Source organism: Limnohabitans sp. T6-20 (assembly GCF_003063505.1).
In the GTDB taxonomy this organism is placed as follows: Bacteria; Pseudomonadota; Gammaproteobacteria; order Burkholderiales; family Burkholderiaceae_C; genus Limnohabitans_A.
Genome location: NZ_NERW01000002.1, coordinates 1,045,190 through 1,071,862 on the forward strand (window position 1 = coordinate 1,045,190; position 26,673 = coordinate 1,071,862).

The window sequence follows — 26,673 nt, forward strand, 5'->3', positions numbered from 1 at the left end:
AAGACATCGTCTGTGAGCTCCTGCAATAAAACGATGACTTGCCTGTTGCTCAAGGCTGCAAATGCAGCGCCAGCACCAGCACCTGGCTCGCGCCCTGCTCGCGCAACAACGCTGCTGCCACGGTGGCCGCCCAGCGACTGCGCACCGTGCTGGCCACCAGCAGCACCGGCCCAGTTGGCAGTTCCGCATCGGGAGCCAAGCGGATGGCCGACTCCAGATGCGCCACCACCGGGGTGGATGCAGTGTCGTCGGGCGCGGGACCGCCGGACCAGCTGAACACATCGTGCAGCGGCAAGCGCCCTTTGCGGGCGATGTGCTCGGCAAGCACGCGGTTGGCAGTCATGTCGGGCGCGGGCAGCGGCACCACGCACACCGGGCGAGCGGGCCACGTCTTGGCCCAGCGCCCCAGCGTGGCCAGTGCGCCAGCCAGCAGCGCCTCAGGCACCTCACCGGGTGCGCCCCGCCGCAAAGCCTGCAATTCGGTCACCCAGCCCGGGTCATCGGCGAAGGCCACGGCCCGGCCCACATCGAAGCCGCGAATCGCGCCTTTGCGCCCCACCCCGGCGGGCCAGCGTTTGCGCGGCTCAATGTCCACGTCCACGCCGCGCAAGAAGTCACGCGCCGCGATCAGTTTGTCTTGTGACGGCGTGAGGCCCGGAAACGGCAAATGCCCGGTGCACACCGAGCAGCGACCGCACGGCGCGGGCGAGGGGTCGTCCAGCGCGGTCTGCAAATACGCCATCAGGCAGCCCTGGCCGTGCGCGTACTGGCGCATGATGTCCGCCTCTTGCTGGCGCACCTGCGCCAGCGCCGTCCACTTGGCCGTATCGTGTTCGTAGGGCATGCCCGTGGCGCGCCAAGCCGTGCCGTCTTTGTCCACCACGCCCTCCACCGCCAAAATTTTGAGCAGCGCTTCCAACCGCCCTCGGCGCACGCCGGTGTCGGCTTCGATCTCGATCAGGCTGCGTGCATCGCCCCCCAAGGTTTGCAACACCTTGGCCGCAGTTTGCGGGTCAGGAATCGACGCCGTAGCGAAGTAATCCCAAATGCGCTCGTCGGCGTCCGACGGCAGCAGCACGCCTTCGGCATGCGCCACCGCCCTGCCCGCCCGGCCCACTTGCTGGTAATAGGCCACCGGGGTCGAGGGCGAGCCCACATGCACGCAAAAACCCAGGTCGGGTTTGTCGTAACCCATGCCCAGCGCCGACGTGGCCACCACCGCCTTGACCTGGTTGTGGCGCAGGCGGTCTTCCACCTTCAGGCGCTGATCGGCGTCGATCTGCCCGGAATACGCATCCACCTCATGGCCGCAGCTGCGCAAAAATGCCGTCAGCCGCTCGGCCTCGGCCACCGTCAGCACGTAAATGATGCCGGAGCCGGGCAGCTGCGCCAGCGCATCGGCGATCCAGGCGTAGCGCTGCAAGGGCGACAAACCGGGCACCACCGACAGCGTAAGCGAGGTGCGCGCCAGCGTGCCGCGAAAAGTCACCGTGTTCGCGCCCAGCTGCTTGCCAATGTCATGCGTCACCCGCTCATTGGCCGTGGCCGTGGTGGCCAGCACGCTGGCGGTGGGCGTCGAGAGCAGCGCACGCGCCAGCCGCTGGTAGTCGGGCCGAAAGTCAAAACCCCAGTCGCTGATGCAATGCGCCTCGTCGATCACGATCAGGCCCACCCGGGCCAGCAAAGCGCCCAGCCGCGCCGCAAAGCGCGGGTTGCCCAAACGCTCGGGCGAGACCAGCAGCACGTCGATGGCGTCTGCGTCCAGTTGCTGGAAGACTTCATCCCAATCGTCAATGTTCGTGGAGTTGACCGTGGCGGCCTTCAGCCCCGCCCGCTCGGCCGCGCTCACCTGATCGCGCATCAGCGCCAGCAAGGGCGACACCACCAGCGTGGGGCCCGCGCCCGTGCTGCGGATGGCATGCGTGGCGGCCCAGTACACCGCCGACTTGCCCCAGCCCGTGGCCTGCACCACCAGCACACGCGAGGCCGGTTGCAGCACCGCGTGCACGGCATCCACCTGGTCAGAGCGTGGCACAGCACCCGGCCCGGCCAGTCGGGCCAGGATGGTGTGCATGTGCTGTTCGGCGAATGCGCGCTCATGCGCCGCGCTGTGGTTTGTGGTGTTCATGTGCCCCCTGTCGCCGTGTTCGGCCTTGGTGTTGGAGGGCCATTTTGCAACGGTGAGCTGGCCGGCTTCGAGTCGCTCTTGCAAACACCGCTAACGCTTTGCCTCGTGGGAGGCCGCCCCTGCGGCCGAATGTGCGCAGTAGCCTAGGCACCCGTTCGCGCACAGGGGTGCGCTCCCACAAAAAGCCAGTCCTCATCAATCAGGGCGCTATTGCAAACACCACCAACGCTCTGCCCCCGTGGGAGGCCGCCCCTGCGGCCGAATGCGTGCATGGGCTCAGCCAACCCTTCGCGTACTGGGGTGCGCTCCCGCCAAAAGCCCGGCCGTTGAAGGTCAGACCTTCAGGTCCGAGGAACACACCCCATGAACCATCCGGCCAGGCCTCAGGCACGGCGCACATGCGCTTCCACCCCCCGGCGCGGCGCCGGGCCAATCGCAGGGCCATAGCCCAGCCGTGTCCACATCTGCACCGTGTGCCCGCGATCGGCAGCGCCCAGCAACTGGTGCACGGCCTTGTAGTGCGCGGCCTGCTCGGGGTATTCCTGCAAGGCCTGAGACAAGGGGTGCATCGACAAACCCTGCGCCGTGGCGGCCAGTTGGGCCCGCACATAAGCGCGCCCGGTTTGCAGCTGGGTGATGCGGTCGTTGCGCTCGGTGCTGAGCCAAAAATAAGCCGGGGTGCTGGCGATGCCGGCATTGAAACGATCCAGCTGGCCCTTGATTTCCGAGCTGTCCGGGGCCGAAGCCTTGGTGCGATCAAACAAGCCCAAGGCATTCAGGGCGCGCACCATGGGTGAGTTGAGCGAAATGCCGTCGCGGTGCTGGGCGATTTCTTTGGGGCCGATGCGCAGCACATGGTAGGACTCGAGCAGCGTGCGCGGCGTGACCAGCTCGGTACGCCAAGCGTCCATGGCGATCTGCGCGTGGCGCGCCATGACCGCGTCTTCGCCCCGGGTGACCAGACCCAAAGTGACGGGCAAACCCTTGACGCTGTCGCGCACGGCCTGCAGGGCGGCGGCATCGGGCGTGCGCGCTTCGTAAACGCCCTTGTGCGTGTGGCGCTTGAAGACCTGCGCAAACAGCGGATCAGGCTGCACCTGCGCATCGCGCACCAGGCGAATGCGGGCGGTGGGCCGGGTGTCGGGGGCCGTGGCGCTGAACTCGCCTTCGGGGAATGGCGTGACCTCGGTGCGGTAGCCGCGCTGGCGGGCGGCCAGGTCCAGTATCTCGATGAAGGTGCCCTGGCTGATAACCAGTTGGCGCGACAGCGGATCGGTCTCGGGCAACAGGCGGTTCATGTCCATGCGCAGCACGATGGTGCCCTGCGTGTCCAAGTCCACCAGCCACGACTGCAGGTTGTGCGCGTGCGGGGCCAACAAAGCGTGCGACAGCACCCAGCGGCGGATGTCCAGGTTATCGGCGGGGGGTTGCCAGGCCGCAATGGCCTCGGCGGGCATGCTGCTGTCGCAAGCGGTCAGGGTGGTTGCCGTGGCTGCGCCGATGAAGCCGCCACCGGCAATGCGCAAGAGGTGTCGTCTGTTCATGATGTTTCTCCAGAAGGTTCGTCAAAGATGTGTGAGGGGTGAAGACGATTGTCTGGAGACTGCGGCTATTGCACAATTGCATAAATTCAAGCACCAGCCATTCACTTATGAATAGATCAAACTTCAACTGGGCCTTGATCCAGTCTTTTTTGGCCGCGCTGGAACACGGTAGCCTGATGGGCGCGGCCCGCGCCACCGGCGTGAGCCAGCCCACGCTGGGGCGGCACATCGCCGAGCTGGAAAGCCAGTTGAACCTGCTGCTGTTTGAACGCACCGGACGTGGCTTGCAACCCACCACCCAAGCCCTGGCGCTGGCCGAAGCGGCGCGCGCCATGCACGCTGGCGCGGCCGACTTTTCTCGGCTGGCCTCGGGGGCCGGGCAATCGGTGCAAGGCAGCGTGCGCCTGTCGGCCAGCCAGCCGGTGGCCTGCCATGTGTTGCCCCCCGTCCTGGCACGCATGCGCCAGGCGCTACCCCAAGTGACGGTGGAACTGGTGGTCAGCAACTCGGTCAGCAACTTGCTGCTGCGCGAGGCCGACATCGCCCTGCGCATGGTGCGCCCCGAACAAAGCACGCTGGTGGCCAAACAAATTGGGCAGGTCAGGCTGTGCGCTTGCGCCAGCCAAGCCTATTTGCTGCGCCGTGGCACACCGCAAACGCCCGAGGCGCTGGTCCAGCACGATCTGATTGCGGGTGACCACCATCAGGAAATTCAGGCCGGTTTCGAGGCCATGGGCTTTCCGGCCAACACACTTGGTTTTGGATTGCGCACCGATGACCTGAACGCTCAGTGGGCAGCGGTGCGTGCCGGGCTGGGCATTGGCTTCATGGGGGACTACCTGCTGCGCAGCGACCCCACGGTGACGGCTGTGCTGCCCATGGTGGAATTGCCGGTATTGCCCGTCTGGCTCACGGTGCACCGCGAATTGCGCACCAGTGCCCGCATCCGTGCGGTGTATGACTTTCTGGCCAGCGAAGTGCCCCAGCACCTGAACAAGCAAGCGCCCCTCGATCCGATTTCGGCCGATTGAGGCTGTCGGTCCGCACAGCTGAGCCCCTGCACAAGCCCATGGCCTGCCCAAGCAACAGGGCAGCGCCAGAGAGGGGCATCCACATCCCGGCCCTGCCGGGGTCGAGCCGGGCATTTCCAGTGAATTCTTACAAGTATTTTCGATTTTTTCGATAAATTCGATCCAAAAATCCCCAATTAGGGATAGGCAGTCGAATCAATCTTCTTGAAAATTGAAATTGAAAATTCATGGCGATTTTGATACTTCAGACACTGAATGCGTCAATACGATCAGATCCCATGTGACGATAAAACGCCCCACATGGAGCCTCCATGCACAACAGCCAGCCTATGAACGATATTGAATTTCAAGTGAAATCGCCTGCACCCATGTTTGCGGCTACAGACAAGGCAGAACCTCAAATTTCTGAATTTTTGACCAGCTCCCAAGCGGCAAAGCGTTTGGGCTTGTCTATGGCCACCATTCAAAAACTGGTCGACAACAACATCCTGCAAGCCTGGAAAACCTTTGGTGGGCATCGCCGCATTTCACTGGCGTCGGTTTTGAACTACCAATCGTCCAACACGACGACCCCACAAATCAGCGCACCGTCCAACCGGCCTTACCAAGTTTCGATGGTGATTGAATCGCCCGAACTGATCAAGCGTTTGTCCAAAGACGCCACGCAATGGGAACTGCCACTCAAAGTGGCATTTTTTGAGTCACTGACCGAAGCCCTGCTGGAGTTGCTCAATCAAAAGCACGATTTGCTGATCATGCAGATGACCTCGCCACGCAAGCAGCAGGAAAAAATTCTGGAAATCTTGCAAAAATTCATGGGTTCACGCCACACCCTGGCCCACACCTTGATCCTGACGCCTGAAACAGATTTGCTGCCCCCCACCAAGCCCGGTGAACACGCTGGCGGCATTCAAGTGGTCAACAACGATTTGTCACCCTTGTGGCTGTCAGCCTATTTGGCCGGCTTTGTAGCCCAGCGCCGCAACTGACCCCCAAGCCCCAGCCGGATGGGCCATGCGACCCAGCCGGCCCTCGATCCATCTAGGGCAAAAGCCTCATGCGGTGCACCACCGTTTGGGGCGTCTGCTGCAAATCGGCATACCCCCCCTGAGCCCAACGCGCGGCCATGCTGCGGCTGCGCGGGTCAAACGCATGGCCCGACTGACCAGTCTGGTAAATGAAGACCGACTGATCGGGCTGCGCCAAGTCGTACACCGCACGCATGGATGCGGCATGGCGGTTGGCAAAAGGCGCTTGTTTGTCGTTGGCCCAATACTGGCCGACGTTGACGGTGAACAAATCTCCGGCACTTTCCACACGCACATCGAACAGCGCATTGAGATAAGGCACTTTGCCAAAGGGCTTGTGACTGCTGATCGCAGGATGCCAAGCCCCCCAACGCCAAGCCTTCACATCGCGCCCCTGGCTGGCGGCGATGCGATCAAGTGCCCGGTTCAGCGCCGAGGCCACTTGCACTGAACACCCGGCTGGGCCACACCAAAACGCATCGGATCGGTCGAGGATGCCTTCTACGGCCGCCCTGAAATGGCGCTTGCCGTAAAGGGACTGAAAGCGCTCAGCCCCCAGCTGCGGGGCCAACAAGCCCCGAGTCAGCTCATCGGCCCAGACGTTCAACACCAGTGCAGCCGCGCTGTCGGTTCGCATCTGACCGTCAAATTCAGCCACCAGCTTCAAGGCAGCAGGCGCCAAAGGGTGCGCTGAAGCTTGACTTGACAGATGCTTGCCCAATTTGGCTTGCAAGGTCTTGGCTCCCAAAGACAACACATCGTTCTGAATGGCCTGCATGGATTCACGGTTGTGCTTGGGCGTGGCCGCCAACAACTGCTCAATGCGCTCAAAACGCTCGGGCGTGGTCCAGTCACCGCCCACAAAATGCGCATAGCCTGGCGGCAAGATGTTCTGGTTGGCCGTTGCATGCCAGCCTTTCTTCTCAATCTCTGCACCATCAACCGCCGGGTTTTGCCCATACGGCAACCAACCTGTCCAGTCGTATTGCGCCAGCCAACCTGGCGACGGCGCGACACCACGGATGTCGTTTTGAGGCGCACGCACGGGGACTTTGCCCATCGCTTTGTAGGCCACTTCACCCAAGGTGTCGGCCATCACCACGCTTTGCATGGGCGCGTGGTGCTCTGCAAACGCCTGCTGCAACTGCGGCACGGTCTGCGCCCAGTTGGCATGCATGCCCGCTTCCATCGTTTTGTTGTCTGGCGTAAGTGCCGACCAGCGCAGGCTGACGGCATAAAGCTTCGCATCCACCACACCTTGGTATTGCGGCTGCACATCACTGATGACAGGACCGTGGCGTGTGCTGCGCACCTTGAGCGCCACATCGGCCTGCCCCTTGACGCGGATGGTTTCGCTGCGCTCTGCAAAAGCGGCCCAGCCTTCTGGCGTGCGGTATTGGCCCGGCTTTGCGGCATCCAATTGCTCCAGATACAAATCCTGCACATCGGGGCCGGTGTTCGTGAACCCCCAAGCTACGCCCGAGGTGCGGCCCAGCACCACAAAAGGCAAACCGGGCAAGGTGGCACCGATCACATCGAGCGCAGGGTGCTTTTGCCCCCCTGGCAATTCACCCGCGGGGGCCTTCAAGCGGGCGTAGTACCAGATGGCGGGAGCACTCAAAGCCAAATGCGGGTCATTGGCCAGCAAAGGTTTGCCCGAAACCGTGTGGCTGCCGGGCACCACCCAATTGTTGCTGCCCTTGCCTTCGAGAATGCCCATGTCGTGCACCCAATCGGCAGACCACTGCGCCAAATGTGTGTGGGCTACAGGCACCGTGGCTGTCTTGGCCGCAGCGGGGGCATAAACGCCCAGTTCGCGGTACAAAGCTGGCAAATCCACCGCCGTGGCCGGTTTTTCGCCGGGATAAGCGGGCAAGAGCTGCCACAGCTGTTCATTGTTCAGCACCTGGCCTGCAGACAAACGCGCAAATTCCTGCCCCCAATTTCCCCCCAGGTCCAGGGCCATCATCAAGGCCCAACCCACGCTGTCTTCGGGCGTCCAGGCTTGGCCACTTTTGCCACCGGCTTGGGTGCCCAGCAGCTTGAACTCGGGTGATGGGCGCACCGCGCCGCTTTGCCAGGCGGTCTGAATGCCGTCGCTGTATGCCTGAAGCGCGGCTTGGGTCGCGGGTGACAGACCCTGCAGTTGCTGCTTGGCCATGCCGATGATGCCCAGCGTGCGCATCAGCTTGTCGGTGTCCAGCGTGGCCGTACCCAGAATTTCGGACAGCTCGCCGCGCATCACGCGGCGGTTGAACTCAAGTTGCCAACCCCGCTCTTGGGCGTGAACAAAACCCATGGCACGCCAAGCGTCCAAGGCACTGCTGGCATTGATGTGGGTCACATCGGCACCGTCGCGGGTGATGTGAACCGGCCCCGACAAGCCCTTGAGTGGCACTTCGCCATCCAACTGGGGCAATCCGCGCAACAAATACACACTGATAACCCCACCCATGGCCAACACGGCCGCGATGGCCAACAACAGGATTCTTGCGATCCACTTCATGCTTGTCTCCTCGTTTTCTACAGATACCAGTCCTGCAGCTGTCTTTTAAAGCACAGGCCCCAGAGAACTTCCCGGCGCTTGGTACCTCTTAAATATGGCCCCAAACCATCAGCGCGTCACGCCCTTCGGTGACAAGGTCGACCTTGGCGCCTACGGGCAGCAGCACCTTGGTTTCGACATGGCCAAAAGGCAAACAAGTGAGCACGGGCGCTTTGATCTGGCCACGCAACCACTCCACCACGGTGGCCAGCTTGAAGCCTTTGTCGTGCGTGGGCACCAGCTTGTAGTTGCTGAACTGACCGATCAAAACCGCTTTTTGCTGGGCCAAGACGCCCGCGTGCAACAGCTGCGTGAGCATGCGCTCGATGCGGTAAGGGTGCTCGCCCACGTCTTCGAGGAACAGCACGCCACCTTTGACTTGCGGGAAGTACGGAGTGCCCAGCAGCGAGGTCAGTACGGTGAGGTTGCCCCCCCACAGCGGCGCATCTTTCACCAGCACACGACGCTCGGCTTCGGCTTTGGGCAGTTGCCAGCCTGTGCCCTCACCCTGCTCCAGCAGCAGGTCATCAAAGCAGGCTTGCATGATGTCGTCGGGCTCCTGCTCGGAGCCAAAGTCTTCCCCCAGGGCCGGGCCTTGCCAGCTGATGCGGCCGGTCTTGGCATACACGGCATGGTTGAAGGCGGTGAAATCACTCAAGCCCACAAACTGCATGCCGCCATCAATTGCTTTGGCGATCTGTTTGTAGGGCAAGGCGGGCAGGATGCGCGTGAGGCCGTAGCCGCCGCGCGAGATCAGCGCCACGTTGGCACCACTGGCGGCAGCGCGGGTGATGGCTGCGATGCGCGTGGCGTCGTCGCCCGCAAAGCGCATGTGGCTGGCCAAAGCCGCTTCATCCACCTCGACCTGGTGCCCTTGGGCTTGCAAGCGCTTCACGCCACGGCGAAAAGCAGCTTTATCGCGCACCGCGCTGGAAGGGGAAAAAATGTAGATGTGGGCCATGTTCTGTGTTCTTTTTCAGGGCTTGAAGTGTCGCACAGCGGCCTCTGCAATCACCCCGCCCTGTTCCTGCACAAAATGCCCCGCATCGGGCAACAGCATCGGCTCGTGGCAACCCTTGATCTGAGTTTGTAATTGGCGCATCACCGGCTCGCCCAGCACCGGGTCTTGCTGGCCAATGGCCATGAAACTTTGGCCTTGCCAGTCGTTGAGCCAAAAGTCACGCGCTTGCCGAGATATGGCCGCGCCCGGCGAATCGGCGAACTCCGGCACCATGGGTGGAAAAGCCCGAAGCGCGGCTCGGCAGCCCTTGTCGGGGAACGGTGCGTTGTAGGCCGCCGTCTCGGCAGGCGTCATGCCGGGGTTGCCGCGCTTGAACAACTTGCCCACATCGAACAGCGGCTGGCTTTGACACCAATCGCGCCAGGCCAAAAAGCCTGCGCTCAAGGGGGCCTCGCCGGTGGCCAAGGTGGTGTTCATGACCAACACGCCCTTGTAACGCTCGGGCGCAACCATGGGCAAAGTCAGCCCCAAAATGCCGCCCCAATCCTGAACTACCAGCACCACGCGCTGCAGATCGAGCCGCTCGATCAAATCGAGCAAGGACTGGCGGTGCGTTTCAAACTGGTGAAAACTGTCCTTCTTGGGCTTGTCACTCTTGCCAAAGCCGATCAGGTCGGGCGCCACCACGCGGTGACCCGCCGCCAGCCAGACCGGGATCATCTTGCGGTAGAGGTAACTCCAGGCCGGGTTGCCGTGCAGGCACAGCCAGGTCAGTGGGGCATTCGTGTCGCCCTCGTCCAGGTAGTGCATGCGCAGGCCCGCGATGCTGGGCAGGTCGTTCACGTAATGCGGCTGCCAAGGATAGTCGGGCAATGCTGCAAACGCGTCGTCAGGGGTGCGCAGCGCGTCTTCTCTGAGGGGTTGGGCATTCATTCTTTTTGGCCTGAAAAAATCCTTGAGCAACTGGCCACATTCTTCGGCCAGCACACCACCCGTCACCTGCGTCTGATGGTTCAGTTGGGTGTGTCCAAACAGGTTCAGCACCGAACCCGCCACACCGGTACGCGGGTCGGACGCGCCAAACACCAGGCGGTCCACGCGGGCGTGCAGCATGGCGCCGCTGCACATGGTGCAAGGCTCCAGCGTCACATAAAGGGTGCAGCCGTCGAGCCGGTAATTGCCCAAGATGCGAGCGGCTTCGCGCAGAGCCACCACTTCGGCGTGCGCCGTCGGGTCGTGGCTGGCAATCGGGGCGTTGCGGCCTGTGGCGATCACTTGGCCATCCTTGACGACCACTGCGCCCACGGGCACCTCACCCGCTGTGGCAGCGTGGTGGGCCTGCTCCAGGGCCAGACCCATCCAGCGCGCGTCTTGGCTTGGCGTATCCACGGTCACGCCACCATGCCCAGCCGCTGCATCCACTGCGCGAGCGCTTTTTCCTGTTCACCGCCTTGAGCATACGCCGCGTGCATGGCTGCGTGCGACTCGGGGCGGTGCTGGTTGATCTTGACCTTGGTCTGCAGATCAAGAATCTTCAATTCAAAAGCCACGATACCGTTCAACATGGCGTGGGTGTAACTCTCTGGCAGAGAACGCCATTGCGCCGCATAGCTGGGCTCGTGATCGGCGATCAGCTGCTTGAGCAGGGCGTCCTTAGCTTCGTCACCATCCAGCAGCCGAGCTTCAACTCGGGCGTGAACGGCCAGATAAGTCCAGGTTGGAACGCGCAGCAGATCGGGATAAACCGCTGGCGACATATAGGCCTGTGGCCCCATGAAAGTCACCAGCGCCTGTGGCCGGTCTTGCAAGAAACCGGCATGCGGATTGGCACGGGCGCAGTGTCCCAACATAGCCACCGGCTGGCCGCCCTCCTCGATCAGCTTGAGCGGCAAATGCGTGACAAACGGAAAACCATCACCATCAGTGGACACTAAACTGGCAAACGGGTGCTCGCGCATGATGGCCGCAGAGTGCTGGGAGTGGTTGAATTGTGCAGGTAGATACATCAAAAGACTGTACCAAAACAAAGGCAGCCGAAGCGGCCTTATCACTCATTCCCACTCAATAAACACCAAATCCAAAAATCTGGTGTTTATACGGGTTGCCGCGTAGTTTGTGCCTTTACTTTGTGTGTAACTTTAGTGCGGTTACGGTAACCAGTGTGGGAAAAAGACGACATCGTTGAACGTTGATATAAAAAAGGCACTCAGGTAAAACTTACACGCAGTGGTCCTGCTAGCAAACATGCACGCCACAAAGCACTGTCACTTCTTGCTTGCTCTCCGTGCAGTTATTGCAGTAAAAAAGACGCATGTACAGCCTGCCAGCTTACATGCCTAGCGCAAATAGATAGTTTGCAACATGTTTACAGTCAAATCGCTACGCTAAAGTAAGTGGCGTTGATTTCTTGCTCTACTTAACACTCGGATTCAAAAATGTCGAAAAGCCACTCAGTAGTGCCCCAATTATCTGTAGTTTGAGATGTTACTATATATACAGATTTTTTAAGCATAGTATTTGCTTTAATTGCCAAACTTACAGCAACATGAGCAGGCCATTTCCCGCCTTTTGCAAGTGAGCGAACGAAACCATCACTGAAGTGCAATTTCAAATATTTCTCATCAGTATCATCAATGCACTCAAGAATGAATGGCCCAGTTTTAACTCTTATGGCATTCATTTTTTAGAAAGCAGCCTTTTTAGACTTGCATGCGCCTGACAGCGTTGTCTCAACATTACCTTTGCCAATTGGATTAACAATAGTTGATGTTGCGTAAAATCGTCCTGTCAATCGATTTATATTCAAAATTGTATAGCCAACATCTTTATTATACTGATAAATTCGATTATAGGCTTTGATCGCCTGCTCATCCACGCTCCAAGTGCCAGCCCATCCGAAGCCATTTGAGTCCAAATCAACTTTATTATTTGTATTGTAAAAATATGAAACTTCAGAATCAACATTTGCAAGACTTAAGACGTTTTTTTTCTCTACCGTAATCGCCACAGCACAAGCTTTGCACCAAACGCCACTATTTTTCGGATCGATTATTTTATCTCTAATGAATTCTGTATTCAAATCGCAACTCAATACAAATGGCTGTGCAAAGGCACTAGCGCAGAAAAGAAAAATAAAAGATTGCAAAAGTGATTTCATTTTATGAACACCATTTACGAAATGAACTAAATTGTGAATTACTGCTGATAACTACTGGTACCTGATATACGAGAAGAGCTATTTCGCATCAATTTCCAGCAAAACATTAAAATGCTGCACAGCTCTTCTGCATTTAATTAATTGCGATTAGCCTGTTCTTAGTCTTTAAACTAAACCGTGCGTACTTGAGATCCTGCGGAAGCCACACCCTAAAGCGCCAAAAGTCGCCACTATTTGACAGCCGTACGCTGTCAAAAGTGCTGTCTCGTCTTCGCTAAAGTTCTTCTTTTTTATTTTCATCGCTCACAACAATTACGGTTTACAACATAGACTGCAAAGTGCAGGTGCTTGCACAACTGTAATCGAAGTAAGTAAAAAATTCAACAAATTAACTTATTTCATTTAATAAAATATTAATTGCACGACGTATTTACATAAGAATTTGTCCTATTTTTCACTCCCACTCGATCGTCGCCGGTGGTTTTGAGCTGACGTCGTATGTCACCCGGTTGATGCCTCGGACCTCGTTGATGATGCGGCCCGACACTTTTTTGAGCAGCGCGTAGGGCAGCTCAGCCCAATCGGCCGTCATGAAATCGCTGGTTTGCACTGCGCGCAGGGCCACCACGTAGTCGTAGGTTCGGCCGTCACCCATCACACCCACGCTTTTCACGGGCAGGAACACGGTGAAGGCTTGGCTGGTCAGGTCGTACCAGGTCTTGCCCGTTTCATCGGTGAAGTTGCGCAGCTCTTCGATGAAGATCGCGTCCGCACGACGCAGCAAGTCGGCGTATTCTTTTTTGACTTCGCCCAAAATGCGCACGCCCAAGCCTGGGCCTGGGAAGGGGTGACGGTAGACCATCTCGCGGGGCAAGCCCAGCGCCACGCCCAGTTCACGCACCTCGTCTTTGAACAATTCGCGCAGCGGCTCCAGCAGTTTCAAGCCCAGTTGCTCCGGCAAGCCGCCCACGTTGTGGTGGCTCTTGATGGTGACGGCTTTTTTGCTCTTGGCACCGCCCGACTCGATCACGTCGGGGTAAATCGTGCCTTGGGCCAGGAAGGTCGCGCCTTTGTGGCCGCCGTCGCCTGCTTTGAGCTTGGCCGCTTGTTCCTTGAACACGTCGACAAACAAGCCGCCGATGATCTTGCGCTTGGCTTCTGGCTCGCTCACGCCGGCCAGTTTGCCCAAGAACAGCTCGCTGGCATCCACGCGGATGACATGGGCGTGCAACTTGCCAACGAACATGTCCATGACCATGTCGCCCTCGTTCAGGCGCAGCAGGCCGTGGTCCACAAACACACAGGTCAGCTTGTCGCCGATGGCGCGGTGGATCAAAGCTGCAGCCACCGACGAATCGACGCCGCCCGACAGGCCGAGAATGACTTCTTCGTCACCCACTTGCTCGCGGATTTTGGCGACGGCTTCTTCGATGTAGTCGCCCATGATCCAGTCCGGGCGGGCCTTGCAGATGTCGAGCACGAAGCGGTTGAGCAGCGCCTGGCCCTGCAAGGTGTGCGTGACTTCAGGGTGGAACTGCACCGCATAAAAGCCGCGAGCCTCATCGGCCATGCCGGCAATGGGGCAAGCCGGGGTCGAGGCCATGACCTTGAAGCCTTCAGGCAACTGGGTGACCTTGTCGCCGTGGCTCATCCAGACCTTGAGCATGCCGTGGCCTTCGGCCGTGGCGAAGTCTTCGATGCCCTTGAGCAATTCGGTGTGGCCATGGGCGCGGACTTCGGCGTAGCCAAATTCGCGGGTGTGTCCGGCTTCGACCTTGCCGCCCAATTGCTCGGCCATGGTCTGCATGCCATAACAAATGCCCAAAACCGGCACGCCCAGCTCAAACACCGCATCGGGGGCGCGGTCGTCCACCTCGTAGACGCTGGCGTGGCTGCCGGACAAGATCACGCCTTTGAGGTTACCGTCTTTGGCGTACTCGCGAACCCAATCGCTGCTCACATCACAAGGATGCACTTCGCAAAACACATGGGCTTCGCGCACACGGCGGGCGATGAGCTGGGTGACTTGGGAGCCGAAGTCGAGGATCAGGATCTTGGAGTGCTGCATGGCAGGCGTCGTTCTTTGAGAAATGAAAAGGCGTCTGGGGTGCAGACGCCTTGGTGGTCAAGTGCAGATTTTATTCGGCCCGGTAATTCGGCGCTTCTTTGGTGATCTGCACGTCGTGAACATGGCTTTCGCGGATGCCAGCAGCGGTGATTTCCACAAACTGCGATTCGTTGTGCATGGCCTCGATGGTGGCGCAGCCGCAGTAACCCATGCTGGCGCGCAAGCCGCCTGCCATCTGGTAAATGATCGAAACGACCGAGCCTTTGTAGGGCACGCGGCCTTCAATGCCTTCGGGCACCAGTTTGTCGGCGTTGGGGTTGCCGGTGCTGGACTCCTGGAAATAGCGGTCGGCGCTGCCTTGCTGCATGGCGCCAATCGAGCCCATGCCACGGTAGCTCTTGTAGCTGCGGCCCTGGAACAAGACGATTTCACCAGGCGCTTCTTCGGTGCCCGCAAACATGCCGCCCATCATCACGGTGCCTGCGCCTGCGGCGATGGCTTTGGCAATGTCGCCGCTGTAGCGGATGCCGCCGTCAGCGATCAAGGGCACGCCCGTGCCTTTGAGCGCGGTGGCCACAGAGTCGACCGCCATGATTTGCGGCACGCCCACACCCGCCACGATGCGGGTGGTGCAGATCGAGCCAGGGCCAATGCCAACCTTGACGCCGTCAGCACCCGCTTCGACCAGGGCCAAAGCCGCAGCGCCGGTGGCGATGTTGCCGCCAATGACTTCGATGTGGGGGTAGTTTTGTTTGACCCAGCGCACGCGGTCGAGCACGCCTTTGCTGTGGCCGTGCGCAGTGTCCACCACGATGGCGTCCACGCCTGCACGGGCCAGCGCTTCGACGCGCTCTTCGGTGCCCTCGCCCACGCCCACGGCTGCGCCCACGCGCAGTTTGCCTGCGGCGTCGCGTGCGGCATTAGGAAAGTTCAGCTGTTTGGTGATGTCCTTGACGGTGATCAGGCCCTTGAGTTCAAAGGCGTCGTTGACCACCAGCAGGCGTTCGAGTTTGTGCTTGTTGAGCAGGTGCTTGGCTTGCTCGGGGGTCGTTCCTTCGGGCACGGTGATCAGGCGCTCACGCGGCGTCATGATCTCGCTCACCTTTTGGTCGTAGCGGGTTTCAAAGCGCAGATCGCGGCCAGTGACGATGCCCACCACCTGGCGACCATCGCACACCGGGAAACCCGACACGCCCAGCTCTTCGCTCAGGGCCATGACCTGGCGCACGGTGGTGTCGGGGGTGATGACGACCGGGTCGCGCAGCACGCCGGATTCGTAGCGCTTGACCTTGGCCACTTGAGCAGCTTGCTCTTGGGCGGTGAGGTTTTTGTGCACGATGCCGATGCCGCCTTCCTGCGCGATGGCAATGGCCAGGCGGGCTTCTGTCACCGTGTCCATGGCGGCGGACACCAAGGGCAGATTCAGGCGGATGTTGCGGGTGAATTGCGTCGCGAGCGACGTGTCCTTGGGCAGGACTTGGGAATAGGCGGGGACGAGGAGAACGTCGTCAAAAGTCAGGGCTTTACCGAGTAGGCGCATAAGCTAGGGCTCCAAAAAATGGATTGTACCCGCGCCGCGCAAGGGATTTCCCTGCCTCCGTGCCAAAAAATGGCCCGAGCTGAAGCTGGTCAGGACGGGTCAGGCGTTCTGGTAATGCAGCACTTTGAGGGATTTTTCGGGTGAAACATCCACAAATGCGGCCGGATTGGCCAAGCGCTCCACAAAGCGCAGGCTGGGTGCAGCCTCGGTCACCTGGCTGTGCAAAAACTGCGTATCCAACTCCGGCGCGTTCAGACACAGCAGCACATGGCCTTGCGGTTCCAGCAGATCGGGCAGGCGGCGGATCAGCTTGATGTAGTCCTTGGTCGCGATGAAGCTGCCCTTTTGGTAGCTGGGCGGGTCGATCACGACCACACCGTAAGGCCCCATCTTGTTGATCTTGCCCCAGGTCTTGAAGACGTCGTGGCCCAGAAAACGAGCTTTGGCAGGCAAGTCGTTCAGGCGGTGGTTTTGCTGGCCAATGGCCAACGCGCCTTGGCTCATGTCCAGGTTCACCACCTGCGCAGCCCCGCCCTGCAAAGCCACCACCGAAAACGCGCAGGTGTAGGCGAACAGGTTGAGCACGTTTTCGTGTTGGGCATGGTTTTTGAGCCACTCCCGCCCATTGGCCATGTCCAGAAACAAGCCGTGGTTTTGCCCACGCATCACATGCACGATGTAACGAGCGCCCTGCTCGGTCACCACATGCGGCTCGGGCACACTGCCCGCCATCAGGCGCGTTTCGGCTTCGCCGGTGACCCGGCTCTGAAACACCCAGTTGAGCGGCTGGTTTGGGGCCAGCACTTGCCAGCGGGCTTCCAGAGCGCGGTGGCACTGGGCCAGTTCTTCGTCGGTCACCCGCTTAAAACTGGTCAAAACCCAGACGGGTGCAAACCAGTCCAGCGACCATTGCTCACAACCCGGATACATGCCGCCCCGCCCATGAAAAACACGTTGCGCGTCGTCGGTCAGGGCCATCTGGGCGATGGCATTCAAAAGTGCTTGCATGGTGTCTTTCAGTAACCCGCCGCCGAGCCGCTTTTGCGGTTGGCAAACAGGCCCGTGCGGCCCTTGCCCTGGCGCTTGAAGCGCTGACGCCGGGCCACTTTGGGGTCAACTTTGAGCGGACGGTACAGCTCAATGCGGTCACCTGCTTGCACGGGGTGTCCCCAAGCGACTTTGTGGCCCCAGATGCCGGGCTGCTGAAATCTCAGCGATGACAAAGCCGTCATATCGGCAGAACCATGGCTTTGCAGCCATTGGGCCATGCCCTGATCCAGCACAGCCCCTACCGTGCTGCCCTCGGGCACATGCAGGCTCATCTCCTGCACGTGCCGGGGCGCAAGGCTCCAGCAGAGCGTGACCTGAAGCGTCGACTCAGCCATAAACGGCTTCAGCGCGTTTCACAAACGCATCGACCAGGCTAGCCGCGATCTTGTCAAACACAGGGCCCACCAAAGTGGCCAGGGTTTTGCTGGAAAAGCCATACTGCAAATCCAGCTCGACCTTACAGGCACGCTGCGAGCCGTCGCCCACGGGCGAAAAACGCCACATACCGCTCAAATTGGAAAACGGGCCCTTGACCAGGCTCATGCCCACTGAGCGCCCTTCTTCGTGGGTGTTGCGGGTGGTGAAGGTTTGCTGGATGCCGCCCAGGCTGATGCCGACTTCGGCCACCATGCCTTGCGCGTCGGTTTCGAGCACGCGGGCCTGGTCGCACCAGGGCAAAAACTCGGGGTAGCTGGCCACATCGGTGACGAGGCGAAACATTTCCTCTGGGGCATACCAGATCAGGACGGACTTGTGGATATTCTTCATACAATGATGCGATTGTAGTTTTCCAATCCGGCGCTTTGTTTTCCAGCCGCCTGGACTTCCTTGAGAACGGCCAGGCCGTCCCTATCTGTTCACCATGGCCACCACCAAAAAAACAACCGCCGCCCCCACCTTTGCCAAGATCGCCGAGAACAAAAAGGCCGCCTTCGACTATTTTTTCGAAGAGCGCTACGAGGCAGGCATGGTGCTGGAAGGCTGGGAGGTCAAGGCCATCCGCGAAGGCAAGGTGCAGCTCACCGACGGATATGTGGTCATTCGCAATGGTGAACTGTTCATCATCGGTTGCCTGATCAACCCGCTCAAAACCGCATCCACCCACATCAACCCCGAAGCCGCACGCACGCGCAAGCTGCTGCTGAACAAGGAAGAGATCAAACGGCTGATCGGCAAGATCGAACAAAAGGGTTACACCTTGGTGCCGATCAACCTGCACTGGAAATCAGGCAAGGTCAAATGCGACATCGCGCTGGCCAAGGGCAAAGCTGAACACGACAAACGCGACACCATCAAGGACCGCGAAGGCAAGCGCGAAGTGGAACGCGCCATGAAGAGCCGGCACCGCTGAATTTCTGTAGGAGCAAGCGCTTTGTCTTTGTGGGAGGCTGCCCCTGCGGCCGAATCTGCCAGCACAGCGGCAGATCAGGCATTCGCGAGCGGGGGCTCGCTCCTACGTTAAATCGCGCAATGGGTGGTGGTCCGAGGGCCAGGGGCTCACAAAGAAACGTGCGGCTTCAGACAGATCCACCTCCTCCACACGCGCAGGCTTCCAGTTCGGGCTGTGGTCTTTGTCCACCGCCAGGGCACGGATACCCTCCACCGTGTCGCTGTCGCTGACGGCGCGCAGGTGAAAGCAGTGGTGCACCATGTCACGCTCCATGCGCAGGTCGTCGGCCAGGCTCATTTGACGGGCGCGGCGAATTTGCTCCAGCACCACATGCAGCATCAAGGGAGAGCGCTGACGCAAGGCGTGTGCCGTCTTCTGGCTCCACTCGTCGGTAGAAGACTCCAGCTTGTCCAGCATGGCCTTGACGCTGGGCAGGCCAAAGACTTCATCCATCTGGGGCTGTGGCGTCAGCTTTTCAGGCGTCATCGCTCCCGCCTGGGCCAACACCCAACGCTCCACCGATTCGGCATTTTCAAAGGGGCTGCTGATCAGGGTTTGCCAGATCGGCTCCAGCATGCCGCTGGGCAGCGCGATGTCCGCCAGTTTGGCGGCCACGGCTTGGGGACCAGAGAGCATGTGGCCGGTGAGGCCCAGGTATTCACCCAGGCGGCCGGGACAGCGGCTCAGAAAATACCCGCCGCCCACATCCGGAAACAAACCGATGTTGGTTTCGGGCATGGCCATTTTGGTGCGCTCGGTCACCACGCGCACGCTCGCGCCCTGGCTGATGCCCATGCCACCACCCATGACAATGCCGTCCATGAAGGCGATGTAGGGCTTGCTGTAGGTGTGAATCAGGTGGTTCAGGCGGTACTCTTCGGTGAAAAAATCACCCAAAGAGGCATCACCCGCGTGAGCAGCCTGATGGAAAAACCGGATGTCTCCGCCTGCGCAAAATGCACCGAATGGGCCTTCTTTGCCAGTGCCGCGAACAGCCACCGCCAACACTTGGGGGTCGGTCTGCCAGGCCAGCAGGGCTTGGGTCAAGGAGCGCACCATGTCGAGTGACAAGGCGTTGAGCGCCTTGGGACGGTTCAGGGTGATGCAGCCGATACGGCCTTCAATTTGCGCGATGACATCAGACATTGTTTTGTCTCCAGCCTAACCATTCATTGAGAAGCAAGGCACCCAACACCAGGGTACCCCCCAAAAGCACACTCAGCTGCGGCGCTTCATTAGCGCCCCACCAGGCCAAAGCGATGCCAAAAACGATTTCAAGCAAGGCCAGCAAAGCCACTTCAGGCGCTTTGAGCACCCGGGCACACACCACCGACAAAGCACAGGGAATAGCCAACTGAAACAAGCCCAGTATGCCCAACAAACCCACATCATGAGCCGAGGCCTGAAACGGCCAAGCCAGCGGCAAAGTAAGCGCCGACGAGATCAGGGCGCCCAACATGACCGACGGCACCAGATCTAGGTTGTGGCCTTCACTCTGGCTTTTTTGCACCAGTGTCCATTGCACGGAGCCTGCAATGGGCACGCACAAAGCCACGAGGGAACCGACCAGGAAGTTCGGATCGCCCAAGCTCAGTTGCGAGCCATACATCCAGCCAATGCCGATGCCTGCCAACACAATGGCCAGCCAAGTGCGGGCTGGCAAACGATGGCCCAAAAACACCCGTGTGATCAGCGCTGTGAGCAAAGGCCCGACCGCCATGGTGATCAGCACATTGGCCACCGCCGTCAAGGTGAGTGCCACCATGAACGCGGTGAACATGACGCTCCAGCACACGCCGGAGAACCAAAAGTAACGGCTGCGCAAAGGCAGCCGTGACCAGACACTTCGGCCCTGCCACAAAGGCAGGATGACCAGCAATGACACAACGGTGAAGAAGCTGCGCCAGAAGGTGACTTCAAAGCTGCGCGCTTGATCCAGGTGCCGCGTCACCACCCCGGCCATGGACCACAGGGCAGTGACGCCCAACATGGTCCAGACGGCCATGCCGTGGGTCATACGCATCGGGGGTCAGCCGATCACTTGTTGCGCTTGCGATCGCTTTCCTTCAGGAAGCGTTTGCGCAGACGCACGCTCTTGGGCGTGATTTCGACCAGTTCGTCGTCCTCGATGAACTCAACGCCGTATTCCAGTGTGAGGTCAATCGGGGGGGTGATCTTGATCGCGTCTTCTTTGCCGGACACGCGGAAGTTGGTCAGCTGCTTGGTACGTGTCGCGTTGACGACCAGGTCGTTGTCACGACTGTGGATACCCACAATCATGCCTTCGTACACCGGATCGTTCGCCTTGACGAACATGCGGCCGCGGTCGTCCAGCTTGCCCAGGGCGTAAGTGAAGATTTCACCGTCGTCCATGGAGATCAGCACACCGTTCTTGCGGCCACCGATTTCACCTTTGTGCGGCTCGTAGCCGTCAAAGATGTTGGAGATCAGACCGGAACCACGGGTCAAGTTCAGGAATTCGTTGGTGAAACCGATCAGGCCACGGGCAGGAATGCGGTATTCCAGACGGACACGACCACGGCCATCGGGTTCCATGTTGACCAGCTCGCCCTTGCGCTCGCCCAGGGCTTGCATCACGCCGCCCTGGTGAGTTTCTTCGATGTCGGCAGTCACCAGCTCGATAGGCTCGTGGCGCTCACCGTTGATGTCGCGGTACAGCACACGTGGCTTGGACACTGCCAGCTCATAGCCTTCACGGCGCATGTTTTCCAGCAAGATGGTCAGGTGCAATTCACCGCGACCAGCGACTTCAAAGATACCGTCTTCATCGGTTTCTTTCACACGCAGGGCCACGTTGTGTTGCAGTTCTTTTTGCAGGCGGTCCCAGATCTGGCGGCTGGTCACAAACTTGCCTTCACGGCCAGCCAAAGGCGACGTGTTCACGCAGAAGTTCATGGTCAGCGTGGGCTCGTCCACCTTGAGCATGGGCAGTGGTGCGGGGTTGACCGGATCGGTCACGGTCACGCCGATGTTCAGGTCGGCAATGCCGTTGATCAACACGATGTCGCCAGGACCGGCTTCGGTCACTTGCACACGGTCCAAGCCTTGGAATGTCAGCACCTGGTTGACACGGCCTTTGATGGTGGAGCCATCTGGACCTTCCATCACAACCACGTCCATGTTGGGTTTGACGGTACCTTGGCTGATGCGGCCCACGCCGATACGGCCCACAAAGGTCGAGAAGTCGAGGGCGGAAATTTGCAACTGCAGTGGCGCTGCAGGGTCGCCGGCGTTGGGTTTGACGTGCTTGAGCACGGTGTTGAACAGGGCCGACATGTCGGGGCCCCACTGCTCACCAGGTGCGCCTTCTTCCAGCGATGTCCAACCGTTGATACCGGAGGCATACACCACAGGAAAGTCCAGCTGCTCGTCGTTCGCACCCAGTTTGTCGAACAGGTCAAAAGCGGCGTTGACCACTTTGTCGGGGTTCGCACCGGGCTTGTCGACCTTGTTCACCACAACGATGGGCTTGAGGCCCAACGCCAGGGCTTTCTTGGTCACGAAGCGGGTCTGAGGCATAGGGCCTTCTTGCGCATCGATCAGCAGCACCACGCCGTCCACCATGGACAAAGCGCGTTCAACTTCACCACCAAAGTCCGCGTGACCGGGGGTGTCCACGATGTTGATGTGGGTGCCTTCCCAGCTCACAGCGCAGTTTTTGGCCAGGATGGTGATGCCACGTTCGCGTTCGATGGCGTTGTTGTCCATGACGGTGTCGACCACTTTTTCGTGGTCAGCGAAGGTACCAGACTGGCGCAGCAGTTGGTCGACCATGGTGGTTTTACCGTGGTCAACGTGCGCGATGATGGCGATGTTGCGAATTTGCTTGCTCATGCTTTCTCTTCCTTTAAACCTGCTCGGCCAGCAAAGGCTCGTTCACAGGTGATTTTTCCAAAATCTGTTGAATTTCCATCGGGCTCAACAATCGACCCGGAATCAATTCGCCGCCATGCACAACAGCTGTTCCCAGCAAGGCACGAGGATGCTCTCCATACACCACGACTTGATCACAATCAACCCAGAGGCCGCGTCTGCGCACCCCACTCAAAAAACGCCCAGCGTTGTCGCTGTCCAGGCTCACCTCGGTGTAGCCCGGCAACAAAACATCGACCGGCAGCAAAGCGCCCAGACGCTTGGCTTCGTCCATCGCTTCCAGATCCTGCAGCGTCACGCACTGTGACGCCTCAAAAGGACCTGTGACCACGCGGCGCAACGCGCTCAAGTGGCCACCACAACCCAAGGCCTCGGCGATGTCTTCGCCCAGTGTCCGGATGTAGGTCCCTTTGCTGCAACGCACACGCAAACGCAGAAAAGGCGCATCGCCTTGCAGTTTCATGTCCAGCAGATCCAGGTCATGAATCACCACGTTGCGCGCTTCGCGCTCAACGGTTTCGCCCTCACGGGCATATTCGTACAAAGCCTTGCCGTCCTTTTTCAAGGCGCTGTGCATCGGTGGCACCTGACTGATCGGTCCCATGAACCGGTCCAGCACTTCCACCACTTGGCCGGGAGTACAACGCACTTCACGCGTTTCAATCACTTCGCCTTCGGCATCGGCCGTGCTGGTTTTCAGCCCGAGACGAACCGTCGTCTCATAAGTTTTGTCGGCATCCAGGAGCTGCTGACTGAACTTGGTAGCCGCACCAAAACACAAAGGCAACACACCGGTGGCCAAGGGATCCAAAGTCCCTGTGTGGCCAGCTTTCTCGGCCCGCAACAACCACTTGGCTTTTTGCAAAGCCTGGTTGCTGGAAAGACCCAGCGGTTTGTCGAGCAACAGCACCCCGTGCACAGGGCGCCGTTGCACCCTGGTGCGTGGCGCGTTCATGCTCAGTCCTCTTGGGCGCGAGACGACACGGCCTTGGCGATCAATGCGTTCATGTCCGATGCACGCTCGGTGGTGCGGTCAAACAAAAAGTGCAATGTCGGCACGGTGTGGATGTGCAAACGCTTGAACAAACCATTGCGCAGGAAGCCCGCTGCCGCATTCAACCCTTCAGTGGCTTCTTCGGGATTACCCGTCAAAACACTGAAATAGACTTTGGCGTGGGCGTAATCGGGCGTGACCTCAATCGCGTTGATCGTGACCATGCCCACACGCGGGTCTTTCAACTCGCGCGCGATCAATTCGGCCAGATCGCGCTGGATCTGGTCGGCCACGCGGAAACCGCGATTGGGAACGGACGATTGCTTCTTGCGCGCCATTTACAGCGTTCTCGCAATTTCCTTGACGTCGAAGAATTCGAGTTGATCGCCTTCTTTGATGTCGTTGTAGTTCTTGAGCTTGATACCGCACTCGAAGCCTTCTTTGACTTCGCGCACATCGTCTTTGAGACGCTTGAGCGAATCCAGCTCGCCTGTGTAGATGACCACGTTGTCGCGCAGCAGACGGAATTTGGCGTTGCGGGTGACTTGACCCGATGTGACCATACAACCTGCAACGGTACCGATCTTGGAAGCCACGAACACGGTGCGGATTTCGGCCATACCCATGATTTCTTCGCGCTGCTCTGGTGCCAACATGCCCGACATGGCGGCCTTGAGCTCATCCACAGCGTCATAAATGATGTTGTAGTAATGCAGGTCAACGCCATTGCCTTCGGCCAATTTGCGCGCGCCGGCATCGGCACGCACGTTGAAACCGATCACGATGGCTTTGGATGCGATCGCCAGGTTGACGTCGGATTCACTGATACCACCCACGCCGGAGTAGACCAATTGCACTTTGACTTCTTCAGTCGACAGCTTGAGCAAGGAAGCGCCCAAGGCTTCTTGTGAGCCCTGCACGTCGGCCTTGATGATGATCGGCAGCATCTTGACTTCGCCGGCAGACATGTCGGTGAACATGTTTTCGAGCTTGGCCGCTTGTTGCTTGGCCAGCTTGGTGTTGCGGAACTTGCCAGCGCGGTAAGTGGCGATTTCGCGGGCACGGCGTTCGTCGCCCATGACCATGAATTCGTCACCGGCTTGTGGCACTTCGGTCAAACCCTGGATCTCAACCGGGATCGATGGACCTGCGGACTTGATCGGTGCACCGTTTTCGTCCAACATGGCACGTACGCGACCAAAGGTCTGACCAGCCAGCACCACGTCCCCCGTGTTCAAAGTACCAGACTGGACCAGGATGGTGGCCACAGGACCACGGCCTTTGTCCAAGCGCGCTTCGATCACCAAGCCCTTGGCCGCAGCGGCGACCGGGGCCTTGAGTTCCAGCCCTTCGGCTTGCAAGAGCACTTGCTCCAACAGGTCGTCAATGCCCATACCGGTTTTGGCCGACACCGACACGAAGGGAGAGTCGCCACCGAATTCTTCGGGCACGACTTCTTCGGCGATCAGTTCGCTGCGAACGCGTTCGATGTTGGCATCGGGCTTGTCCATCTTGTTGATGGCCACCACGATCGGCACACCGGCTGCTTTCGCGTGCTTTATGGCTTCTTTGGTCTGAGGCATCACGCCGTCGTCACCCGCCACCACCAGGATGACGATGTCGGTGGCTTGTGCACCACGGGCACGCATGGCCGTGAAAGCCTCGTGACCAGGGGTGTCCAGGAACGAAATCATGCCGCGATCTGTTTCGACGTGGTACGCACCAATGTGCTGGGTGATACCACCGGCTTCACCCGAAGCCACTTTGGCTCGGCGAATGTAGTCGAGCAACGAGGTTTTACCGTGGTCAACGTGGCCCATAACGGTAACCACAGGGGCACGCGGTAAAGACTCTGCATGCTGATCCAACACTTCGTCGTCGGTGAACGCTTCTGGATCGTCCAGCGCAGCGATCACGGCCTTGTGACCCATTTCTTCCACCACGATCATGGCGGTGTCTTGGTCCAAAGGCTGGTTCATCGTGGCCATTTGGCCGAGCTTCATCAAGTGCTTGATGACCTCGGAAGCCTTGATGGCCATTTTGTGAGCCAATTCGGCCACGGTGATGGTTTCGGGCACGTGCACTTCGATCACGCGCACTTCTGCGGGTGCCGACTGGGTGTGCGAATCATCACGATCACGCTCATTGCCACGGCGACCACGTGGTCCACCGCGCCAGTTGTTGCGGCCCACACCACCGCTGCTGTCGCCGCGTGTAGGAATCGCCTTTTTCTTGGCTGGATCACCCGCCCAGCTGGATGACAGCTTGGCAGATTTGACTTCTTTGTTGCCACCGGGGCCCGAAGGCGCGGCAGCTTGGGCTGCAGCAGCGCGTGCGCCCGGCGCTGGTGTGCCTGCCGGTTTGTGCAAAGTGCCTTTGACAGCGGCTTTGGCTTCGACCTTGGGCTCTTCTTTCTTGGCGACCAACACCTTTTTAGGGGCATTCATCATCGTGCGAATGGCTTCGGCTTCGGCCAAGGCCTTGCGACGACGCGCGTCAAGATCGGCTGCACGGGCGGTGTCTTCGTCGGCTTTGGCCTTCGAATCGGCGGCGGCTTTTTGCGCAGCAGCTTCGCGGGCTTCTTGATCGGCTTTGGCTTTGGCAGCAGCGGCTTCGGCAAGCTGAGCAGCCTTGGCTGCGGCAACGCTTTCGGCAGAGATAACAGGAGCGGCTGGCGCAGTCTTCACTTGCGATGCGGCATTGATGCTGGCGGCTTCGGCACGGGCCAGTTGCTCGCGCTCTTCACGGCTCAACTGCGGCTTGGCAGGCGCGGCCTGACCAGCGGCCAAAGCAGCTGCTTCGGCCAAAGATTGGGCCTCAGCACGGGCTTTCGCCTCTTGTGCTTCCATTTCAGAACGCTGCTGAGCTTCTTGCGCTTCGCGCACACGGCGCTTTTCGACCAGTTCTTCTTCCTGGCGGCGAATCAGCTCGGCCTGACGGCGGGCTTCTTCTTCGCGGCGCGCCAGATCAGCGTGATCGATCACGGGCTCTTGTGGCTCTTGGGCTTGCGCCTCTTGCACAGGCTCGTCATCGCGCTTGATCAAGGTGCGTTTTTTGCGCACTTCAACCTGGATCGTGCGGGCTTTGCCAGAGGCATCGGCTTGCTTGATCTCGCTGGTGGATTTCTTCACCAGGGTGATTTTTTTACGGTCACCGGCCACGGTGCCGTGGCTGGCTTGCAGGTAACTGAGCAATTTTTGCTTGTCAGCGTCGTTCAGCGTATCGCTGTCCGCGCTCTTGGCAACGCCTGCTGATCGCAATTGATCGAGCAAGACATCGGCAGATTTTTTGAGTTCGTTTGCGAACTCGGCAACAGTGGTACTGGACATATTGTGTTCAAGCC

General features: G+C 59.5%; 21 protein-coding genes. 3 read left to right on the plus strand and 18 right to left on the minus strand.

Features of this window, described 5'->3' with window-relative positions; genetic code table 11:
• Positions 1–49: 49 nt before the first annotated feature.
• Both B9Z33_RS10885 and B9Z33_RS10890 read right to left on the minus strand, forming a co-directional pair.
• A complete protein-coding gene (locus B9Z33_RS10885) occupies positions 50–2,128 on the minus strand; it encodes an ATP-dependent DNA helicase RecQ (protein ID WP_199220325.1) in 2,079 nt (692 codons plus the stop codon).
• Between the two features lie 383 nt (positions 2,129–2,511).
• The gene (locus B9Z33_RS10890) at positions 2,512–3,672 is read right to left on the minus strand and encodes a nitroreductase family protein (protein WP_108286980.1); all 1,161 of its coding nucleotides are present in this window, start codon (positions 3,670–3,672) and stop codon (positions 2,512–2,514) included.
• Between the two features lie 107 nt (positions 3,673–3,779).
• Between B9Z33_RS10890 and B9Z33_RS10895 the strand changes: the two genes are divergently transcribed.
• Together B9Z33_RS10895 and B9Z33_RS10900 are read left to right on the plus strand one after the other, a co-directional pair.
• A complete protein-coding gene (locus tag B9Z33_RS10895; RefSeq protein WP_108286981.1) occupies positions 3,780–4,703 on the plus strand; it encodes a LysR family transcriptional regulator in 924 nt (307 codons plus the stop codon).
• A 329-nt stretch (positions 4,704–5,032) separates the two neighbouring features.
• Entirely contained in the window at positions 5,033–5,692 is a 660-nt protein-coding gene (locus B9Z33_RS10900) for a helix-turn-helix domain-containing protein (RefSeq protein ID WP_158270209.1), read from the plus strand.
• 52 nt (positions 5,693–5,744) lie between these two features.
• Here B9Z33_RS10900 and B9Z33_RS10905 read toward each other — a convergent pair whose 3' ends face one another.
• From B9Z33_RS10905 to B9Z33_RS10945, 10 genes are all read right to left on the minus strand, one after another.
• The gene (locus tag B9Z33_RS10905) at positions 5,745–8,237 is read right to left on the minus strand and encodes a penicillin acylase family protein (protein WP_108286983.1); all 2,493 of its coding nucleotides are present in this window, start codon (positions 8,235–8,237) and stop codon (positions 5,745–5,747) included.
• 88 nt (positions 8,238–8,325) lie between these two features.
• Entirely contained in the window at positions 8,326–9,237 is a 912-nt protein-coding gene (locus B9Z33_RS10910; RefSeq protein ID WP_108286984.1) for an LD-carboxypeptidase, read from the minus strand.
• Positions 9,238–9,252: 15 nt separating this feature from the next.
• Positions 9,253–10,626: a tRNA adenosine(34) deaminase TadA gene (tadA, locus tag B9Z33_RS10915; protein WP_255418208.1), complete on the minus strand. Its 1,374-nt coding sequence runs from the start codon at positions 10,624–10,626 to the stop codon at positions 9,253–9,255.
• A 2-nt stretch (positions 10,627–10,628) separates the two neighbouring features.
• Complete coding sequence (locus B9Z33_RS10920; protein WP_108286985.1) at positions 10,629–11,243, minus strand: FMN-binding negative transcriptional regulator; 615 nt, start codon at positions 11,241–11,243, stop codon at positions 10,629–10,631.
• Between the two features lie 677 nt (positions 11,244–11,920).
• Complete coding sequence (locus tag B9Z33_RS15460) at positions 11,921–12,394, minus strand: hypothetical protein (protein WP_146183857.1); 474 nt, start codon at positions 12,392–12,394, stop codon at positions 11,921–11,923.
• Between the two features lie 454 nt (positions 12,395–12,848).
• Positions 12,849–14,462, minus strand: a complete 1,614-nt coding sequence (gene guaA / locus B9Z33_RS10925) for a glutamine-hydrolyzing GMP synthase (protein ID WP_108286986.1) — start codon at positions 14,460–14,462, stop codon at positions 12,849–12,851.
• A gap of 70 nt (positions 14,463–14,532) precedes the next feature.
• On the minus strand, positions 14,533–16,002 hold the full coding sequence (gene guaB / locus B9Z33_RS10930) for an IMP dehydrogenase (protein WP_108286987.1): 1,470 nt from the start codon (positions 16,000–16,002) through the stop codon (positions 14,533–14,535).
• A 99-nt stretch (positions 16,003–16,101) separates the two neighbouring features.
• Positions 16,102–17,010 carry a class I SAM-dependent methyltransferase gene (locus B9Z33_RS10935; RefSeq protein ID WP_108286988.1) on the minus strand — a complete coding sequence of 303 codons (909 nt, stop codon included), beginning with the start codon at positions 17,008–17,010 and terminating at the stop codon, positions 16,102–16,104.
• Between the two features lie 8 nt (positions 17,011–17,018).
• Complete coding sequence (locus tag B9Z33_RS10940) at positions 17,019–17,387, minus strand: RnfH family protein (protein WP_108286989.1); 369 nt, start codon at positions 17,385–17,387, stop codon at positions 17,019–17,021.
• On the minus strand, positions 17,380–17,820 hold the full coding sequence (locus tag B9Z33_RS10945; protein ID WP_108286990.1) for a type II toxin-antitoxin system RatA family toxin: 441 nt from the start codon (positions 17,818–17,820) through the stop codon (positions 17,380–17,382). Before B9Z33_RS10945 ends, B9Z33_RS10940 begins: the two co-directional genes overlap by 8 nt.
• A gap of 94 nt (positions 17,821–17,914) precedes the next feature.
• Here B9Z33_RS10945 and smpB point away from each other — a divergent pair, with 94 nt between their 5' ends.
• Positions 17,915–18,403 (plus strand): SsrA-binding protein SmpB, encoded by a 489-nt coding sequence (smpB, locus tag B9Z33_RS10950; protein WP_108286991.1) that lies wholly within the window; start codon positions 17,915–17,917, stop codon positions 18,401–18,403.
• A 102-nt stretch (positions 18,404–18,505) separates the two neighbouring features.
• Here smpB and B9Z33_RS10955 read toward each other — a convergent pair whose 3' ends face one another.
• Genes B9Z33_RS10955 through infB form a run of 6 tightly spaced genes read right to left on the minus strand, consistent with a single transcriptional unit; the run spans position 18,506 to position 26,659 of the window.
• Positions 18,506–19,588: an enoyl-CoA hydratase/isomerase family protein gene (locus B9Z33_RS10955; RefSeq protein WP_108286992.1), complete on the minus strand. Its 1,083-nt coding sequence runs from the start codon at positions 19,586–19,588 to the stop codon at positions 18,506–18,508.
• Positions 19,581–20,465 carry a DMT family transporter gene (locus B9Z33_RS10960; RefSeq protein ID WP_108286993.1) on the minus strand — a complete coding sequence of 295 codons (885 nt, stop codon included), beginning with the start codon at positions 20,463–20,465 and terminating at the stop codon, positions 19,581–19,583. The genes B9Z33_RS10955 and B9Z33_RS10960 overlap by 8 nt, the downstream gene beginning before the upstream one ends.
• A gap of 14 nt (positions 20,466–20,479) precedes the next feature.
• Positions 20,480–22,297, minus strand: a complete 1,818-nt coding sequence (gene typA, locus B9Z33_RS10965; RefSeq protein ID WP_108286994.1) for a translational GTPase TypA — start codon at positions 22,295–22,297, stop codon at positions 20,480–20,482.
• A gap of 13 nt (positions 22,298–22,310) precedes the next feature.
• The gene (gene truB / locus B9Z33_RS10970) at positions 22,311–23,291 is read right to left on the minus strand and encodes a tRNA pseudouridine(55) synthase TruB (RefSeq protein ID WP_108286995.1); all 981 of its coding nucleotides are present in this window, start codon (positions 23,289–23,291) and stop codon (positions 22,311–22,313) included.
• A 2-nt stretch (positions 23,292–23,293) separates the two neighbouring features.
• Positions 23,294–23,668 (minus strand): 30S ribosome-binding factor RbfA, encoded by a 375-nt coding sequence (gene rbfA, locus B9Z33_RS10975; RefSeq protein WP_108286996.1) that lies wholly within the window; start codon positions 23,666–23,668, stop codon positions 23,294–23,296.
• The gene (gene infB / locus B9Z33_RS10980) at positions 23,669–26,659 is read right to left on the minus strand and encodes a translation initiation factor IF-2 (RefSeq protein WP_108286997.1); all 2,991 of its coding nucleotides are present in this window, start codon (positions 26,657–26,659) and stop codon (positions 23,669–23,671) included.
• Positions 26,660–26,673: the final 14 nt, after the last annotated feature.

Coding starts and splice junctions, on each gene's coding strand:
- B9Z33_RS10945 (WP_108286990.1), bottom strand. CDS start 17,820: ATGAAGAATATCCACAAGTCCGTCCTGATCTGGTATGCCCCAGAGGAA.
- B9Z33_RS15460 (WP_146183857.1), bottom strand. CDS start 12,394: ATGAAATCACTTTTGCAATCTTTTATTTTTCTTTTCTGCGCTAGTGCC.
- guaB (WP_108286987.1), bottom strand. CDS start 16,002: ATGCGCCTACTCGGTAAAGCCCTGACTTTTGACGACGTTCTCCTCGTC.
- B9Z33_RS10895 (WP_108286981.1), top strand. CDS start 3,780: ATGAATAGATCAAACTTCAACTGGGCCTTGATCCAGTCTTTTTTGGCC.
- B9Z33_RS10885 (WP_199220325.1), bottom strand. CDS start 2,128: ATGAACACCACAAACCACAGCGCGGCGCATGAGCGCGCATTCGCCGAA.
- B9Z33_RS10955 (WP_108286992.1), bottom strand. CDS start 19,588: ATGTCTGATGTCATCGCGCAAATTGAAGGCCGTATCGGCTGCATCACC.
- infB (WP_108286997.1), bottom strand. CDS start 26,659: ATGTCCAGTACCACTGTTGCCGAGTTCGCAAACGAACTCAAAAAATCT.
- B9Z33_RS10900 (WP_158270209.1), top strand. CDS start 5,033: ATGAACGATATTGAATTTCAAGTGAAATCGCCTGCACCCATGTTTGCG.
- B9Z33_RS10960 (WP_108286993.1), bottom strand. CDS start 20,465: ATGCGTATGACCCACGGCATGGCCGTCTGGACCATGTTGGGCGTCACT.
- truB (WP_108286995.1), bottom strand. CDS start 23,291: ATGAACGCGCCACGCACCAGGGTGCAACGGCGCCCTGTGCACGGGGTG.
- B9Z33_RS10920 (WP_108286985.1), bottom strand. CDS start 11,243: ATGTATCTACCTGCACAATTCAACCACTCCCAGCACTCTGCGGCCATC.
- B9Z33_RS10910 (WP_108286984.1), bottom strand. CDS start 9,237: ATGGCCCACATCTACATTTTTTCCCCTTCCAGCGCGGTGCGCGATAAA.
- B9Z33_RS10935 (WP_108286988.1), bottom strand. CDS start 17,010: ATGCAAGCACTTTTGAATGCCATCGCCCAGATGGCCCTGACCGACGAC.
- B9Z33_RS10940 (WP_108286989.1), bottom strand. CDS start 17,387: ATGGCTGAGTCGACGCTTCAGGTCACGCTCTGCTGGAGCCTTGCGCCC.
- B9Z33_RS10890 (WP_108286980.1), bottom strand. CDS start 3,672: ATGAACAGACGACACCTCTTGCGCATTGCCGGTGGCGGCTTCATCGGC.
- guaA (WP_108286986.1), bottom strand. CDS start 14,462: ATGCAGCACTCCAAGATCCTGATCCTCGACTTCGGCTCCCAAGTCACC.
- B9Z33_RS10905 (WP_108286983.1), bottom strand. CDS start 8,237: ATGAAGTGGATCGCAAGAATCCTGTTGTTGGCCATCGCGGCCGTGTTG.
- smpB (WP_108286991.1), top strand. CDS start 17,915: ATGGCCACCACCAAAAAAACAACCGCCGCCCCCACCTTTGCCAAGATC.
- typA (WP_108286994.1), bottom strand. CDS start 22,297: ATGAGCAAGCAAATTCGCAACATCGCCATCATCGCGCACGTTGACCAC.
- rbfA (WP_108286996.1), bottom strand. CDS start 23,668: ATGGCGCGCAAGAAGCAATCGTCCGTTCCCAATCGCGGTTTCCGCGTG.